15 protein-coding genes and 2 pseudogenes are annotated in these 15,233 nt (G+C 58.5%); 6 read left to right on the top strand and 11 right to left on the bottom strand.

What is annotated here, in order from left to right; genetic code table 11:
• Positions 1 to 113 precede the first annotated feature (113 nt).
• Both JWS10_RS17205 and JWS10_RS17200 read right to left on the bottom strand, forming a co-directional pair.
• Positions 114 to 1,022 (bottom strand): DMT family transporter, encoded by a 909-nt coding sequence (locus JWS10_RS17205; RefSeq protein WP_299509040.1) that lies wholly within the window; start codon positions 1,020 to 1,022, stop codon positions 114 to 116.
• Positions 1,019 to 2,314: an MFS transporter gene (locus JWS10_RS17200; protein ID WP_299509039.1), complete on the bottom strand. Its 1,296-nt coding sequence runs from the start codon at positions 2,312 to 2,314 to the stop codon at positions 1,019 to 1,021. The genes JWS10_RS17205 and JWS10_RS17200 overlap by 4 nt, the downstream gene beginning before the upstream one ends.
• A gap of 157 nt (positions 2,315 to 2,471) precedes the next feature.
• Between JWS10_RS17200 and JWS10_RS17195 the strand changes: the two genes are divergently transcribed.
• Positions 2,472 to 3,071, top strand: a complete 600-nt coding sequence (locus JWS10_RS17195; RefSeq protein WP_299509038.1) for a nitroreductase family protein — start codon at positions 2,472 to 2,474, stop codon at positions 3,069 to 3,071.
• 42 nt (positions 3,072 to 3,113) lie between these two features.
• Here JWS10_RS17195 and JWS10_RS17190 read toward each other — a convergent pair whose 3' ends face one another.
• Positions 3,114 to 3,392 carry an antibiotic biosynthesis monooxygenase gene (locus JWS10_RS17190; RefSeq protein WP_299509037.1) on the bottom strand — a complete coding sequence of 93 codons (279 nt, stop codon included), beginning with the start codon at positions 3,390 to 3,392 and terminating at the stop codon, positions 3,114 to 3,116.
• Positions 3,389 to 4,945 carry a glutamine-hydrolyzing GMP synthase gene (gene guaA, locus JWS10_RS17185; RefSeq protein WP_299509036.1) on the bottom strand — a complete coding sequence of 519 codons (1,557 nt, stop codon included), beginning with the start codon at positions 4,943 to 4,945 and terminating at the stop codon, positions 3,389 to 3,391. Before guaA ends, JWS10_RS17190 begins: the two co-directional genes overlap by 4 nt.
• 284 nt (positions 4,946 to 5,229) lie before the next feature.
• Between guaA and JWS10_RS17180 the strand changes: the two genes are divergently transcribed.
• Entirely contained in the window at positions 5,230 to 6,771 is a 1,542-nt protein-coding gene (locus JWS10_RS17180; RefSeq protein ID WP_299509063.1) for a trimethylamine methyltransferase family protein, read from the top strand.
• Positions 6,772 to 6,841: 70 nt separating this feature from the next.
• Here JWS10_RS17180 and JWS10_RS17175 read toward each other — a convergent pair whose 3' ends face one another.
• Entirely contained in the window at positions 6,842 to 7,129 is a 288-nt protein-coding gene (locus tag JWS10_RS17175; RefSeq protein ID WP_299509035.1) for a DUF6477 family protein, read from the bottom strand.
• A 221-nt stretch (positions 7,130 to 7,350) separates the two neighbouring features.
• Here JWS10_RS17175 and JWS10_RS17170 point away from each other — a divergent pair.
• Positions 7,351 to 8,461 (top strand): annotated as a pseudogene (locus JWS10_RS17170) (DUF6456 domain-containing protein).
• A gap of 78 nt (positions 8,462 to 8,539) precedes the next feature.
• Here JWS10_RS17170 and JWS10_RS17165 read toward each other — a convergent pair.
• Positions 8,540 to 9,219, bottom strand: a pseudogene (locus JWS10_RS17165) (aquaporin).
• 113 nt (positions 9,220 to 9,332) lie between these two features.
• On the opposite strand from JWS10_RS17165, the gene lipA reads away from it, so the two are divergent.
• The gene (gene lipA, locus JWS10_RS17160; RefSeq protein ID WP_299509034.1) at positions 9,333 to 10,283 is read left to right on the top strand and encodes a lipoyl synthase; all 951 of its coding nucleotides are present in this window, start codon (positions 9,333 to 9,335) and stop codon (positions 10,281 to 10,283) included.
• Positions 10,284 to 10,295: 12 nt separating this feature from the next.
• On the opposite strand, the gene JWS10_RS17155 is transcribed toward lipA, so the two are convergent.
• The 4 genes from JWS10_RS17155 to hpt form a co-directional block, all read right to left on the bottom strand.
• The gene (locus JWS10_RS17155; protein ID WP_299509033.1) at positions 10,296 to 10,766 is read right to left on the bottom strand and encodes a cytochrome c; all 471 of its coding nucleotides are present in this window, start codon (positions 10,764 to 10,766) and stop codon (positions 10,296 to 10,298) included.
• A 192-nt stretch (positions 10,767 to 10,958) separates the two neighbouring features.
• Positions 10,959 to 11,594: a glutathione S-transferase N-terminal domain-containing protein gene (locus JWS10_RS17150; protein WP_299509032.1), complete on the bottom strand. Its 636-nt coding sequence runs from the start codon at positions 11,592 to 11,594 to the stop codon at positions 10,959 to 10,961.
• A 3-nt stretch (positions 11,595 to 11,597) separates the two neighbouring features.
• Positions 11,598 to 12,488 (bottom strand): cytochrome c, encoded by an 891-nt coding sequence (locus JWS10_RS17145; protein ID WP_299509031.1) that lies wholly within the window; start codon positions 12,486 to 12,488, stop codon positions 11,598 to 11,600.
• Positions 12,489 to 12,780: 292 nt separating this feature from the next.
• Entirely contained in the window at positions 12,781 to 13,323 is a 543-nt protein-coding gene (hpt, locus tag JWS10_RS17140) for a hypoxanthine phosphoribosyltransferase (RefSeq protein ID WP_299509030.1), read from the bottom strand.
• 66 nt (positions 13,324 to 13,389) lie between these two features.
• On the opposite strand from hpt, the gene JWS10_RS17135 reads away from it, so the two are divergent.
• On the top strand, positions 13,390 to 13,842 hold the full coding sequence (locus JWS10_RS17135; protein ID WP_299509029.1) for a type II toxin-antitoxin system RatA family toxin: 453 nt from the start codon (positions 13,390 to 13,392) through the stop codon (positions 13,840 to 13,842).
• Entirely contained in the window at positions 13,839 to 14,678 is an 840-nt protein-coding gene (locus JWS10_RS17130) for a PHB depolymerase family esterase (protein ID WP_299509028.1), read from the top strand. Before JWS10_RS17135 ends, JWS10_RS17130 begins: the two co-directional genes overlap by 4 nt.
• Positions 14,679 to 14,768: 90 nt before the next feature.
• Here the strand turns inward: JWS10_RS17130 and JWS10_RS17125 are convergent, their stop codons facing one another.
• Entirely contained in the window at positions 14,769 to 15,233 is a 465-nt protein-coding gene (locus JWS10_RS17125; RefSeq protein ID WP_299509027.1) for a CinA family protein, read from the bottom strand.

Raw genomic sequence — 15,233 nt, 5'->3', positions numbered from 1 at the left:
CGTGGGTTATGCGTTCATGCGGTGATGAGCCACGCTAAGCGGAAGCTTGCAGATCGGTCAATCAATGACGCCGCGTCATTGCTGGTGATCAAAGGAGTGTTGCCTTTCGGCCTTTATCCCTGTGGTTGATTGCTGGTTTGACCGGAGCGTTTGATCTCGGCGCGAATATTCAGCCAGATCCCGGCGAAAATAACGCAAGCGCCGATGATTACATATGGGTCTAACGGCTCGGAGTAGACCAGCGCGCCCACCACGGCAATCAGCGGCAAGCGCAGGAAATCCAGCGGCATCACGTAAGAGGCAGGGGCCAATTTTAGCGCCGCAGTGACACAATAATGCGCGGTTACGCCTGCAAGGCCGATCACGCAGAGCCATGGCAAAGTGGCCGCAGTCGGCAGGTGGAACACGCCGTCCACAAGCGCCGCAGCAAGGCCGAAGAAGAACTGCATCAGCGTCAGCCAGAACAGGATGCACAGAATCGAAATGCCTGCCGTCAGCTTTTTCGTGACTACACTTGTGGTGGCAAAACATAGCGCCGCGGCAGCCGCAGCCAGAACTCCGATATTGAGATGGCCGGGATCGGGATGCGCCACGATCAGCACGCCCGCAAAGCCTAAACCCGCAGCGAACAGCCGCATATTAGTTAACTTCTCGCCCAATAGCAGCGCCGCGAGCAACACCACCCACAAGGGTGAGGTGAACTCGATGGCGAACAGTTGCGCCAATGGGATCATCGTCAGCGCCCAGAACCACAGGTTTTGCCCGGTGAAATGAATGATATTGCGCAAAGCATGGCCGCCAAGATTGCGCGCATTGATCTCCTGCAGCTTGCCGGTGGCGGTGGCGAGCACCAGCACCAGCATGAAGCCCACCGCCGAGCGCGCGGTCATAATCTCAAACGTATCGTGGCGCGGACCGATCTGCTTGGCGGCAATCGCCATCGCCGAGAACGCCAGAATGGAGCCGATCATCCAAAGTGCGGCGCGCAAGGCAGGCGACAGCGGCGCTTTCGGGCCGGTCATCCGCTGACCTGACTTGTCATCGAATGCGGCGGGATTGTCTCAACATCCGGCTCGGCACCGTCCAGACGGTCAGCTTTGCGCAGGGCAGGGAACATCCATGCCCAAGTGCCGGTGACGATCATCGTGCCAATGCCGCCGAATACCGCAGCACCCACCGGGCCGAGGAAGCGCGAGACGACGCCGGATTCGAACTCGCCCAATTCGTTGGAGCCTGAGATAAACAAGCCCGACACCGACGACACCCGGCCGCGCATATGATCTGGCGTAACGATCTGCACCAAGGTTTGCCTGACATAGACCGAGATCATATCCATAGCACCCAACACCGCGAGCGCCGCGACCGACAGATACATATTTTTCGACAGCCCGAACACTACAGTCGCCAGCCCAAAAGCGCCAACCGCCCAAAACATCCTGATGCCAGCGCGACGCTTCAGCGGCCAACGCGCCAAAGCCAGCGCCACCAACACCGCTCCAATCGCCGGACCAGAGCGCAAAATGCCAAAGCCTTGCGGCCCTACATGCAGGATATCGCTAGCAAAAGCGGGCAGCAGCGCCGTGGCTCCGCCCAAAAGCACCGCGAACAGATCGAGCGAGATCGCGCCGAACACGATCTTGTTGTGAAAGGTATAGGCGAGCCCTTCTTTGATCTGCTCCCACTGACCACCCGGTTGCCGCTCGGGTGTGGTATTGGCGCGCATAAGCAAAATAATCACCACACCCGCCAGATATAGCGCCGCCGTTGTAGCGTAAGCTGCAGCGGTTGAGACCGCGCAGAGCATCCCACCCAGCCACGGCCCAATGATCACAGCACCCTGCCAGCTTAGCGATTTCAACGAGATAGCCTGTGGCATGTCGGATTTCGGCACCAACATTGGCACCAAGGCGGATGCTGCGGGCGACAGGAAGGCGCGCGATGCCCCGAACAAGGCCGCGATGGCGAAGATTGCGGTAAAGCCGGGTTCGGGATGCAAAGCCAGCGCCACAAGGCCGAACACTCCAACGGTTTCGGACAATAGTGCCAACATCACAATCGTGCGGCGCGAATAACGGTCAGCCAGCGACCCGGCCCATAACGTCAGCACAAACAGCGGCAGGAATTGGCAAAGGCCCACCATGCCGACCAGAAACGCGCTTTCTGCAATGGTCATCGTGGCACGGCCAAGCGAATAAATCTGCCAGCCGATCGTCACCGCCTCAATCTGCGCGGCTATGTTGACAAGTGCCATACCGGCCCAAAACAGGCCGAAATCGCGGTGACGGAACAGAAAGTTTTGCGAGACAGCGGCCATGCCGCAACGCTTAACGTCATCTGCGCGGCTTTGCCAGAGGCGGAGTTGAGTGCATTTGCGCGCATCAGCTATGCGCTGAACGACCTTGTCGCGGCGCTGATACGGGTTAGCTCTGAGCGGAGCTCAAGATGTACTCAAATGGTAAATTGGAATCGCTATGACCGCCCACACCGCTATCAAAAATACCCGCACCGCTGATCATCCGATCCACGCACAGTTCACCTCGCGGTTTTCACCTCGCGGATTTACCGCCAAGTCACTGACCGAGCGTGAAGTTCTGGCCCTGCTTGAGGCCGCACGCTGGGCACCGTCATCCAGCAACAACCAGCCTTGGCGCTTTGCTTACGGCTTGCGCGGCGATGACGCGTTTACCAAAATCGCTGACAGCTTGGTGCCGTTCAACCGCTCGTGGGCTGAAAAAGCCGCGGCTTTGATCGTTGTGGCATCTCGTTCCACCGTCACAAAAGATGGCGCGGAAGTGTTTGTTCCGACGCACGTTTTCGATACAGGCGCGGCTTGGGGATACCTCGCGTTGCAAGCCCATCATGCTGGTTTAGTGGCACATGCGATGGCTGGTTATGATGCAAGCGTGCTAGCCGCCAACCTGAACTTGCCCGAAGGCTATCAACTACATGCGATTGTTGCGGTTGGCGAGCATGGTGACATCGAAAAGCTGCCGGAAGTTTTGCAGGCGCGTGAGGTTCCCAGCGACCGCTTTGCGCTGGAAAAGATCGCTGGTCACGGTAAGTTCGTGTAAGGATAAATGATGCAAGGGGCGCAGTTAGCGCCCCTTGCTCATCTAATCTCTGAGGTCTTCCACCCGGAAATCTCGCAAAATTCCCCGCGTCGCTTCAAACCATTTCGAGGCCCGCGTACGGGTTTGATGCGCGTTAAAATCGTCCTGCGTGCGAAAACTTTCCATCACTTCCCACATCATCGGATCGTCGGTGCGCGTCACCTCAAATGACAAACACCCCGGCTCAGCGCGGCTTAGTTCGGTATGCAGTGCTACATGCGTCTGCACCGCCGCCGCTTCTTCCGTCGTCGCGCAGATCAAATGGCCGCGCAGTCGGATCATTCGAGTTCAATCGTGCCGGGTGGCTTCGAGGTGATGTCATAGAACACGCGGTTGACGCCTTTGACCTCGTTGATGATGCGGGTCATCGTCTCACCAAGGAAATCATGGCTGAACGGGTAGGTGTCAGCGGTCATGCCATCGACTGATGTGACCGCGCGCAGGGCCAAAGCGTAGTCATAGGTGCGCCCGTCGCCCATCACGCCCACGGTTTTCATCGGCAGGATGGCCGCAAAGGCTTGCCAGATCTCATCGTAAAGCCCGTGCTTGCGGATCTGGTCGATATAGACCGCATCGGCTTGGCGCAGAATATCCAGCTTTTCGACAGTGATTTCACCGGGACAGCGGATCGCAAGGCCGGGGCCGGGGAAGGGATGGCGACCAATGAAACTGGCGGGCAGGCCCAACTCGCGACCCAAAGCGCGGACCTCATCTTTGAACAACTCGCGCAAAGGTTCGACCAGTTTCAACCCCATTTTTGCAGGCAAACCGCCGACATTGTGGTGCGATTTGATCGTGACAGATGGGCCACCGGAGAAGCTAACCGACTCGATCACGTCAGGATAAAGCGTGCCTTGGGCGAGGAACTCTGCGCCCTCGATGCCATTGGCGTATTTCTGGAACACGTCGATAAACAAACCACCGATGATTTTGCGCTTGGTTTCGGGGTCGGAGACGCCCTGCAACTTACCCAAAAACAACTCGGATTCGTCGGCATGGATCAGGTTCAGATTGTAATGATCGCGAAACATTTCAACGACTTGTTCGGCCTCACCCAGCCGCAAAAGACCGTGGTCGACGAACACGCAGGTCAGTTGATCGCCAATCGCCTCATGGATCAAAATCGCGGTGACAGAGCTATCGACGCCGCCCGAAAGCGCGCAGATCACCTTTTTATCGCCGACTTGCGCGCGGATCGCGGCGATGGCTTGCTCGCGGTAAAGCCCCATCGTCCAATCGCCAGTAAAGCCCGCCAGCTTCACGAAATTCTCGTAAAGCTTCGCGCCTTTTGGGGTGTGATGCACCTCGGGGTGGAACTGCACGGCGTAGAAATGTCGGGTAGGGTCGGCGGTCACGGCAAACGGGGCGTTCGGCGAGGTGCCGTAAACCTGAAAACCGGGGGCGATTTTGGAGACATGATCGCCGTGGCTCATCCAAACCTGTTCGCGACCATCGGCAAACCAACCGTCGAGGATCGAGAGGCTTTCGGTCGAAGGCGTCACGAACGCGCGGCCAAATTCCGCGGTGCCGTGGCCGTTTTCGACCAAACCGCCGAGTTGCTGCATCATGGTTTGTTGACCATAACAGATGCCCAACACCGGCACGCCGAACGACCACAAAGCCTCTGGCGCGCAGGGGCTGCCCTCACGTGTCACCGAATCCGGGCCACCTGACAGGATCACCGCTTTCGGCGCGAAGCTTTGCAGGAACGCATCATCCACCTTATTATAGGGATGGATTTCGCAATAAACGTTCAACTCGCGCAGGCGGCGCGCAATCAGCTGCGTGACCTGAGAGCCGAAGTCGATGATGAGAAGGCGATCATGTTGTGTCATAGCCTCGGGTAGCCGCCCGCGCGGGGAATCGCAAGATCGCTGTAGGGGATTTTTGTGTGGCTGCGGGAGAAAGGGTGACGTTCCGTCCCCCTCGGCGTGCCGCCTCACCCCCTTGAGGATATTTGAGCAGAGAGGATGACCTTAAGTCGCTATCGGGATGGGATCATGTCGGTTTTAGCGCGTATGCGGCGTATTCGGGGGGCGGGGGTGGCCGTGTTCACGGCATAACAGCAACAAAACAGTGCTGCCCCGGGCGGCTGAGGATGGAGATTGCGATGAGCGATATGGCAGAAGCGGGCGTTCGGCGGGCGCGTGGCGGTGGTGGGGCGACCCGTCGGGCAGAGCGCACTGCGGTGTCGTTTGAGACCGCGAAATACATCCAGCGCAACATTCCGAACTTTGAAATCCTCAACGAAGAAGCCTTGCAGATCATCGAATACAACGCGGAAACCGTGCTGGAGGAGATCGGCGTTAACTTTGTTGAAAATGAAGCGGCGTTGGTGCGTTGGCGCGAAGCCGGTGCCGATGTGCGCGGCGAACGGGTGCATATTCCGCGTGGTTTGGCGCGCAAATTGTGCGCAACCGCGCCGAAAACCTTCACCCAATACGCGCGCAACCCCGAGCGCAACGTCGAAGTTGGTGGCCGCAATCTGGTGCTGGCGCCGGTCTATGGCCCTCCATTTGTGCGCGATATTGAAGGCGGGCGGCGCTATGCGACGCTCGACGATTTCCAGAAATTCGTGAAGCTGGGCTATATGTCGAAGTGGCTGCACCACTCGGGTGGCACGGTTTGTGAGCCGACCGATGTTCCGGTGAACAAGCGTCACCTTGATATGTTGCGCGCGCATATGGTGCTGTCGGACAAGCCTTATATGGGTTCCGTGACCGAGCCTTCGCGGGCACAGGATTCGGTCGATATGTCTAAGCTGTTGTTCGGCGCGGATTTTGTCGCCAACAACACCGTGATGACTTCGCTGATCAACATCAACTCACCGATGACGTTTGACGGCATCATGATGGGGGCGTTGGAGGTTTACGCGCAGAATAACCAAGCCTCGATCGTCTCACCGTTCATCGTTGGCGGGGCTATGGCTCCGGTGACGGTTGCAGGCACGTTGACGCAGGTGTTGGCGGAAATTCTGGCGGGCGTGTCGTATTCTCAACTCGTGCGCCCCGGTTCGCCGGTGATCGCGGGGGCGTTTGTAACCTCGATTGACATGAATTCGGGCGCGCCGACCTTTGGCACCCCGGAAGCGGCTCACATCACCTATGGCGTCGGCCAGTTGGTGCGCCGCTTAAACCTGCCTTACCGTTCGGGCGGCTCGTTCTGTGGATCGAAACTGCCCGATGCGCAGGCGGCTTATGAAACCGCGAACTCGCTGAACATGGCGTTGCTGGCCGGCGTTAACTTTATGCTGCACGCTTGTGGTTGGTTGGAGGGCGGTCTGGTCAGCTCTTACGAGAAGTTTGTGATGGACGCCGATCAACTCGGCACGCTGCACCATCTGGCGCAGGGCGTGATGATGGATACCAACGGGCAGGCGATGGATGCGATCCGCGAAGTGGGGCCGGGCGGTCACTATCTCGGCTGCGAGCATACCCAAGCCAATTTCAAAACCGCGTTCTGGCGTTCCGACTTGTTTGATTACAAGCCGTTTGAAACTTGGGCCGAAGAAGGCGCGCGTGATACGCAGACTTTGGCTGCGGAACGGGTGAAGAAGATGCTCGGCGATTATGTAGCGCCTGCGATTGATGACGGCGTGCGCGAAAGCATTGACGCGTTTGTAGCGCAGAAAAAAGCCTCAATGCCCGACGCATTCATGTGATCGGATAGTTCGATTGACGGCATCAAGAAAGGCCCGCAGCGATGCGGGCCTTTTGCATTAAGACGCCTGCTCAGATGGCTTTAGGGCTGCGCGGCAGCAGCCGAACTTCGGACATCAACGCGATCATCACCGCAATATGGCGCGATACCGAATAGCTGGCTTCACCGCTGCGGCGAACATGCTCCAGCCGTTCCTCCTCGGCCAACAACTGCGTCACCGCACGTTCAGGCGACGGTGTGCTTTCCACCAAGCGCTTCAGATCTCGGTCGCGGCGGTAATCTACCATGCCACAACGCGCCGCACGGATCAGCAAACGCGGTCGGCGCAGGGTTGCCAGCAGGGCGCGGAAATCGGTCATTCGAGAAGCCTCCATAAGGGATGGCATCTGCATAACACGCCGCAACTGGGCGTTGCGCAAACCCGAGTTGCAGCGCGCGGGAGATTTCGTGATTGTTTAAGATTCGTAAACAATTATCGGCAGTGACGCAGAAATTAACGTTTGGGTAATCAATGCCACCCACGGTTGTTAACATTTCGGAAAGAACTGAACTTACAGAGGCAGCGGCGCGACATGTCACCATGCAAACAAAGCTGACACCGCCGCCAACTCTGCCAGGCTGGCTGCCCGATGCGGTGCGGCTCTATCTGGACCACACAGAAGACGGCCAATCATATCGCGCACTTGCGAGGCGAGAGGGGCGACATGCCTCTACCGTGATGCGCGCGGTGCGACGATCCTTTGCTGGATGCGGCGCTGGTTGCCCTGACGCTTGGCAAATTGCTGCACTTACCCGCTATCAACAAGGATGATTGCCCGATGTCTGCGCCTGTAAGCCCGCATAATATAGTTGCTGATGAGGCGACAATTCTCGCCGAAGGCAAACGCATCCTTCGCCGTCTGGTGGAACCCGGCGCCGTGCTGGCCTTCGCGCCGGATATGGAAAAAGCCGTGGTGATGCGGGAATTTCCCGATGGCCATACCGCCCGAACGGCGGTGGTGGAACGCAGCATTGCCCAAGCGTTTGCGCTGAAAGACTGGATCACTTGCCGCAAACCGGGACGGGTTGCGACTTATGAAATCAGCAGCTCCGGGCGGGCGGCGTTAAGGCGGATGGTCGATGAAGATGCCCGCGCGGTTGGCTTTGCCGAGGCGCAAGCGGCGTTTGGTGGCCAGCCCCGCGACTGGGACGCGGGCGCGGCCGCCGCTGGCGATGATGCGGGCCCTAATTCCGGGCCTCGCCGCATCCGCTACAACCTTGCAGAAAGCCCGGTCACGGTGCTGGGGCGCAGGCGCGACAAGGATGGCAAACTTTATCTCGAACCCAATCTGGTCGCCGCAGCCGAGCGTTTGCGTGAAGATTTTGAACTGGCACAGATGGGCCCACGGGTGGCGCAAAATTGGGAGCGGTTTTTGACCGGCGCTGATCGCGGCAACTTCCGCACCGAGGCTGGCATCGCCGATGGGCCGAGGGCCGCGCGTGATCGGGTGGCGGGGGCGCTGCGCGATCTTGGGCCGGGGCTTGGCGATGTGGCGCTGCGAGTGTGTTGCTTTCTGGAGGGGATCGAGACGGCTGAGCAGCGTCTGGGTTGGGCGGCGCGATCGGGCAAAGTGGTGTTGCGCATCGCACTTCAACGTCTGCGCAAGCATCTGGATGAGACTTACGGCAGGTCAGGGCCGCTGATTGGCTAGGGCATTTCGGCAAACCAAACCCTAAAACGACAACGGGCGACGGTTTCCCGCCGCCCGCGATCGTCAAAGCCGATCCGATCAGGCGCGCGTGAAGCCCGCTTTATGAACCAGCCCTGCCGCTGCACCACCTGCCAATGGTGCAACGATGAACAGCCAAAGTTGCGACAGCGCCGCACCGCCCGCAAACAACGCAGGCCCGATAGAGCGCGCCGGGTTCACAGAAACGCCGGTCACATTGATGCCGACCAAGTGGATGCCTGCCAGCGTCAGACCAATCGCCAAGCCCGCAAACCCCGCAGTCGAGCCGGTTCCGGTTGCACCCAGGATCACGGTCACGAAGATGAATGTCATCACAAACTCAAACACCAGCGCCGAGGTGGCGTTGTATTCGCCGAGATAACCGGCCCGTAACCATTTGATCCCAATGCCCATTCACCCATCACAAAGCTCGCTTTGCCGGTGGCGATCAGATACAACACGCCTGCGCCGACAATCGCACCAACAATTTGCGCTGCCGCATGGCGCACGAACTGGATTGGTGTCATCCGGCCTGCCGCGAGCATCCCCAAACTCACCGCCGGGTTCAAATGCGCGCCCGAGATTGCGCCAATTCCATAAGCCGCCGCCACAATCGCCAGACCAAACGCCAGCGAAATCCCGGTAAAGCCAATATCAGCGCCGCCGATCACCGCTGCACCACAGCCGAACAGCACCAAAATTGCCGTCCCCAACGCTTCCGCAAACATTATTTTTGTCATTTTATGCCCCTTACTCTTGTTATTTGCACATACAGCTACGGCGCGAACGGCGTTGCCAAGGCTTGCTTAGCAGACTATTTGTGAAGTCAGTTCCGTTTCAGGGGGAAAAACCGTTGCGCGATCTCAAGTTGCCGGACCAACGCCACCCCGAAAAGGCGCATAAGCCTGACAATGTGCAGCCGAAAAAGCCAGATTGGATCAGGGTTCGCGCGCCAACCTCGGAAGGTTACAAGCGCACCCGTGATATCCTGCGTGAGAAAAAGCTGGTCACCGTCTGCGAAGAAGCCGGCTGCCCGAACGTTGGCGAGTGTTGGAGCCAAGGCCACGCCACCATGATGATCATGGGCGAAATTTGCACACGGGGTTGCTCGTTCTGCAACATCGCCACCGGCAAGCCGAACAACCTTGATGCGTTTGAGCCGGGGCGCGTCGCCCATGCCGTAGCCGAACTCGGCCTGAACCATGTGGTGATCACATCGGTTGACCGCGACGATCTGACCGATGGCGGGGCCGAACATTTCGCCCAGACCATTCGAGCCATCCGCCACCGCGCGCCGGGCACCACGATTGAGATCCTCACGCCAGATTTTCTGAAATGCCCGCCCTCAGCCTTGGAAAAAGTCGTTGAGGCCCGCCCGGATGTGTTCAACCACAACCTTGAAACCGTCCCCGGCCTCTATCCGACCGTCCGCCCCGGCGCGCGCTATTTCCATTCGTTGCGGCTGCTGCAAAAGGTCAAAGAACTAGATCCGACTTTGTTCACCAAATCTGGCATCATGGTGGGCTTGGGTGAAGACCGCCAAGGTGTGCATCAGGTGATGGATGACATGCGCGCGGCCGACGTCGATTTCCTCACCATCGGTCAGTATTTGCAACCGACGCCGAAGCACCACCGGGTAGATCGGTTCGTGACGCCGGATGAGTTCAAAAGCTATGAGCAAACCGCGTTCGGCAAGGGGTTTTTGATGGTGTCGGCGACGCCATTGACCCGGTCGAGCTATCACGCAGGCGACGATTTCGCCCGGTTGCGGGAAGCGCGGATGTTGAAACTGGGGCGGGCGTAACCCGCCCCAAGCTTAGCTTTCAGGTTGACGATAGGCTTTGTGGCAGGCCGAACAAGCGCCGCCCAGTTGTGCCATGCTGGCCTTGATCGCGTTGGCATCCGTCGCAGCTGCCGTCTGCATCATTGCGGCGGCATTGTTCAGATCGGTGATCTTAGCCATAAAGTCATCCGGCTTGGCCCAGATATCCGCCAGCGCATAGCTGTCAGCGGACTTGCCATTCTCAGACCCCGCCGGAAACTGCGCCATTGAGATCACCGAGGCGATTGCCGCCACATTCGCCGCTGCTTTGGTTGCCGCGGCTTTGTCATAGGCCACTTCGCCCTTGGCCATGCCGCCCAATGTGCCGAGATCGCTGGCCATTTGCAGCATCAGCCCGTGCCGGGTTTCCACCGCATCGGCAAACGGATCTTCGGCATCTTGCGCATAAACGCCAAACGCCGTCAGCGCTGCCATGGTGGTAAAGGCAATAAGACGTTTCTTCATAAACTACTCCGCTTGCAAAGCGCCAAGCTGGGCGCGGGCTGGCCGGAGCGTTACGCTGCCGGGGTGCAAGCACGCTTGCGCAGACGCAGCCTTCACGCAAGGGGCGGGGACTATGCTTAGGGCTTAAATGCTTGAAATACACAATTAGTTTACGGCCATTTGCTGTTTAGACCAAAGGCTTAAGCCAATGGATTATGCAGGCGGCAGAAACTGCTGATAGATCGTCTGGAACGCCTGCGTCGCCTCCAACTCCGAGGTCAACCGATGCAGCGCAGGATAATCTGCGGCGGTGATCAGGCCGGGATGCGCCTCGATCACAAAGCGCAAGGCGCAGGTGGCGGCGATATCGGCGTGGCTGAGCGCGCCAAACCAATAGGGGCCGGCGCGCGGTGCCAGATCATCCTCCAGCGCCACCAGAACGGCGTTGATCTGCGTGGTGCAGCGAGCGTCAAAGCTGTCCGAGATCACCTCATGCATGGCGCGTTCATAAAATAGGCTGACGGCTTTATCCGCCAAACCGCAGGCCAGCGCCGCCACTTTCAGCACCTTATGCCGTTCGGGCTCGGTGCGCGGAAACATTGGTTGATCGACCAAACTGTCAAGATAATCCAGTATCATATGGCTGTCGATCAGCACAAAATCCCGGTCTTGCTCCGTAGCACCGTCGAGCACCAACGTCGGCACCCGGGTCAGCGGATTATAGTCGCGCAAGCGATCCGCATCGCCAAAGCTCGACCACGGGCGATGTTCAAACTCCATGTCATAAAGCGTCAGCGCAATACCAACGCGACGCACAAACGGGCTGTCATATTGGCCGATCAGGATCATGGCTTACTCCACCGCAGGGACCAGTTGCAAATAGGCTGCCACCGCTTGCCGATCGGACTCGGGCAGACGCGCCATGTTTTCAACAACATGCGCCATATGACCACCGACCGAGTCGAACTCTGGTGTAAAGCCCGAGGTCAGATATTCCACCACATCCGCCTTGCTCCACGTCAGCTTGGCAGGAGTGATATTCGGGGTGCGGCCCTTGCGATCCGGATTTGGCGCACCCGACAGCCAAGCCGCGCGTTGCAGCCCACCCAAAGCATTGCGCGGCGTGTGACATTCGCCGCAATGCGCCATCGCTTCGGCAATATAGCGGCCCCGGGTTTGCTCGGGCGTCAGATCACCCGCTATCACCCAATCGGTCTTTTCAAACATCAGCTTCCAGACGCCCAAACTGCGGCGGATATTGAAGGGAAAGCCAACCTGATGCGGCTTGCTGGGTTCGGCCGAGGCAGGCAAACCATCCATAAAGGCTTTCAGGTCGGCGACATCCTGCGGCACCATTTTATTATAGGCGTTGTAGGGCAGGGCAGGGTAAAGATGCTCGCCGTCTTTGCCCACGCCTTGGGTTACCGCATTGGCAAACTCTACCAGCGTCCAGCCGCCAATACCCTGCATCGGATCGGGTGAGATATTAGGGGCCACAAACGTGCCAAACGCCGAAGGGAACTGCTGCCCGCCCGCCAGCACCAGCTCATCCGCACCCGTGGCATCCGCCGCCGCGTGGCACGAGGCGCAACCCGCAGCCCAGAATACCAGCTCGCCCTTGGCCGCATCACCCGCAAGCCCGCTATAGGCCGCAGCATTGACGGTGCGCGGTGCCGAAAGCAGGATAAATCCGGCGATACCCAATAACACGATCCCGAACAACGCTGTAAGCAAGCGAGACATGGCAGCAACCTTTGGTTATTTGTATCTGATAGTTTGGCTTAAAACCCCACCAACCGAGAGTCTGTTATCCTTTTTAAACAGTTTTGTAACATATATTTTAACTTTAAAGCATTTCCGTCACGTTAACGCAGCTTGATTTGCCCGTTCACGGCAAGCCAATCTGGCCAGCCCCAGAAATGCTCAATTCCGAACAAAACAAGGCACACAACAACCACACCCAGCACCAGTTTAACGCGCCCGGGCGAAGGCGGATGCCGTGCCCAACGCGCCATTCGCATCAGCCAGATCGGATTCATTGATCAGTAAACCTTACCTTGCCAATATACGGCAGATTACGGTCGCGTTGCGCAAAATCAATGCCATATCCGACAACAAACTCATCGGGGATATCAAAGCCGGTCCATGTCGCCTTAATATCCACCTCGCGTCGGGTCGGTTTGTCAAGCAACGCGCATACCTCCAGCCGATGCGGTTTGCGCGACAACAGCAGACTTTTCACATGCTGCAAAGTATAGCCGGTATCGACAATATCCTCGACCACCAGCACATCTTGCCCGGCAATTTCACCGCGCAAATCTTTTAAAATACGCACCTCGCGGCTTGAATGCATCGCATCGCCATAAGACGAGGCTTCCATAAAGTCGACCTGCACCGGCAGATCAATCTCGCGCACGAGGTCAGCGATGAACACGAACGATCCCCGCAACAGCCCAACCACGATCAGTTTGTCGCAGCCTTTGTAATGCGCGGTAATTTCGCGGGCCAAAGTCTCCACCCGGGCGGCAATCGCCTTGGCCGAGATCAACTGGTCGATGACATAAGCGCGTTGCGGCATAGGGACCTCTTGATTTCCGGGATTTTTCTACCCAATACCATAAGCCAAGTCACGCGATAGGTTGCAATGCCGCATCACCATGAGTCCAAGCAGCTGCCGTATAAAGCCGTACAAATGTACGACTTGGTTGCCGACGTTGCCCGTTACCCGGAGTTCCTACCTTGGACCGCCGCAGCCCGCATCCGCTCGCGCAGCCCGATTGCAGGCGGCGGTGAGGTGATGGAGGCCGATCTGGTGATCAGCTTCAAGGTCTTCCGCGAGAAATTCGGCAGTCGCGTCACCCTGCTGCCCGCCGAGAACAAGATCCTCACCGAATATATCGACGGCCCCTTCAGACACCTGAAATCCGTGTGGAGCTTTCGCGACACACCGCAAGGCTGCGAAGTCTCGTTCACCGTCGATTTTGAGTTTCGCAACGCCATACTCGCTGGCATCATCGGTCTTGTCTTCAACGAGGCAATGACCCGCGTCGTGCGCGCCTTTGAAGTGCGTGCGGCTAAACTTTATGGTGTGGCATGAGTATGCTGCGAGGGCTGCTGGTCCTGTTGGCCCTCGCCTCGCCCCTTGACGCCGCACCGCAGGATATCAGCCTTGGCGCGCGGCATTATCTAATCGACCTACCCGATCATCCGACCGGCGCTATGATCCTCGTGCTACATGGCGGCGGCGGCAATCCGGCGCAGTTTGCCGAGATGACCGAGTTTTCAGTGCCTGCTTTGGCGCAAGGCTATGCGGTGATCTATCCCGCTGCGACGCAGCCAAAAAACCTGACGATGTGGAATGGCGGCGCTGCGAGCAAAAACAGACCCGACGACATTGGCTTTCTCGATCAGGTGATAACCGATGCAAGTCAGCGGTTTAGCCTCAATCCATCCCGGGTTTATCTTACTGGCATGTCAAATGGCGCGATGATGGCCGAGGCTTATGCGATGCAGCGGGCGGGCGCTGTGAAAGCTGTCGCCGGGGTATCGGGCACGATTGATCTTAAGCGCACCCCCGTCAACCCGGTGCCAATGCTGATCATCCACGGCACCGCCGATCAGCGCGTGCCGTATGATGGCGGGCGGGGCGCCAAGACCAAAGTGAAAAACGCCAATTTCGCAGCGATCCCAGATCAGGTTGCTGCGATTGTGACGGCGTTTGGTACACTGACCAAGACGGACACCGTGATTGACCCCGCCAGTGATGGGATGCGCGTGCTGCAGTCTGATTATAGCAATGCGGCGGGCGTGCAGGTGCGTTTGTTGCAGATTGAGGGCGGCGGTCATGTCTGGCCCGGTCTGCCGAGAAAAAACAGCAACAAGGACATCTCGGCCAATACCGAAGTGCTGCGCTTTTTCGCGGCCCACCCGTAAGGCCAGACGCGAGCCGGCAAATTGGCATTGGTCGTCTCAAGGCGTCCTTGCCGCCCGGTCGCTCACCAAGCGAAACGACCCAAATCGAAGCTACTGCATCGCCCGCAGCAGCAGCGCGAGCGCATGATCGCGCGCCGCGATCCGCACCTTCTCCCGCCCCAACGCGCCAAACTCCACGGTCTCAACCAGCGTCGGCTTGTGCTTCATCGCCAGCGCAAAGCACACCCGGCCTTCGGGCTTGAACTCTGATCCACCCGGCCCGGCAATCCCGGTGGTCGATACCGCCAGATCGGCCTCTGAATGCGCCAAAGCCCCCTCGGCCATCTCTGACGCCACCGGCTCCGACACCGCGCCAAACTCTGCCAGTGTCACCAGAGACACCCCCAGCATTTCGATCTTCGCCTGATTGGAGTAGGTCACAAAGCCGCGCTCAAACATATCAGACGATCCCGGCAGATCAGTCAAAGCCGCGGCCACCATGCCGCCAGTGCAACTTTCGGCGCAAGCGATCCGATAGCCCCAGTAGCGCGCAAGCCGCAAAAGCTCTGCCGTCAT

This window comes from Cypionkella sp. (genome assembly GCF_028290025.1).
Lineage (GTDB): Bacteria > Pseudomonadota > Alphaproteobacteria > Rhodobacterales > Rhodobacteraceae > Cypionkella.
Note: the sequence above shows the minus strand (reverse complement) of the source record. Positions and strands in the feature narration are given on the sequence as shown.

Excerpts from the sequence above, each read along its gene's own strand:
- JWS10_RS17200 (WP_299509039.1), bottom strand. The coding sequence starts at position 2,314 with ATGGCCGCTGTCTCGCAAAACTTTCTGTTCCGTCACCGCGATTTCGGC.
- guaA (WP_299509036.1), bottom strand. The coding sequence starts at position 4,945 with ATGACACAACATGATCGCCTTCTCATCATCGACTTCGGCTCTCAGGTC.
- JWS10_RS17125 (WP_299509027.1), bottom strand. The coding sequence starts at position 15,233 with ATGACGGCAGAGCTTTTGCGGCTTGCGCGCTACTGGGGCTATCGGATC.
- JWS10_RS17135 (WP_299509029.1), top strand. The coding sequence starts at position 13,390 with ATGCCGCATCACCATGAGTCCAAGCAGCTGCCGTATAAAGCCGTACAA.
- JWS10_RS17175 (WP_299509035.1), bottom strand. The coding sequence starts at position 7,129 with ATGACCGATTTCCGCGCCCTGCTGGCAACCCTGCGCCGACCGCGTTTG.
- JWS10_RS17150 (WP_299509032.1), bottom strand. The coding sequence starts at position 11,594 with ATGATCCTGATCGGCCAATATGACAGCCCGTTTGTGCGTCGCGTTGGT.
- JWS10_RS17195 (WP_299509038.1), top strand. The coding sequence starts at position 2,472 with ATGACCGCCCACACCGCTATCAAAAATACCCGCACCGCTGATCATCCG.
- JWS10_RS17205 (WP_299509040.1), bottom strand. The coding sequence starts at position 1,022 with ATGACCGGCCCGAAAGCGCCGCTGTCGCCTGCCTTGCGCGCCGCACTT.
- JWS10_RS17155 (WP_299509033.1), bottom strand. The coding sequence starts at position 10,766 with ATGAAGAAACGTCTTATTGCCTTTACCACCATGGCAGCGCTGACGGCG.
- JWS10_RS17130 (WP_299509028.1), top strand. The coding sequence starts at position 13,839 with ATGAGTATGCTGCGAGGGCTGCTGGTCCTGTTGGCCCTCGCCTCGCCC.
- hpt (WP_299509030.1), bottom strand. The coding sequence starts at position 13,323 with ATGCCGCAACGCGCTTATGTCATCGACCAGTTGATCTCGGCCAAGGCG.
- JWS10_RS17145 (WP_299509031.1), bottom strand. The coding sequence starts at position 12,488 with ATGTCTCGCTTGCTTACAGCGTTGTTCGGGATCGTGTTATTGGGTATC.
- JWS10_RS17180 (WP_299509063.1), top strand. The coding sequence starts at position 5,230 with ATGGCAGAAGCGGGCGTTCGGCGGGCGCGTGGCGGTGGTGGGGCGACC.
- JWS10_RS17190 (WP_299509037.1), bottom strand. The coding sequence starts at position 3,392 with ATGATCCGACTGCGCGGCCATTTGATCTGCGCGACGACGGAAGAAGCG.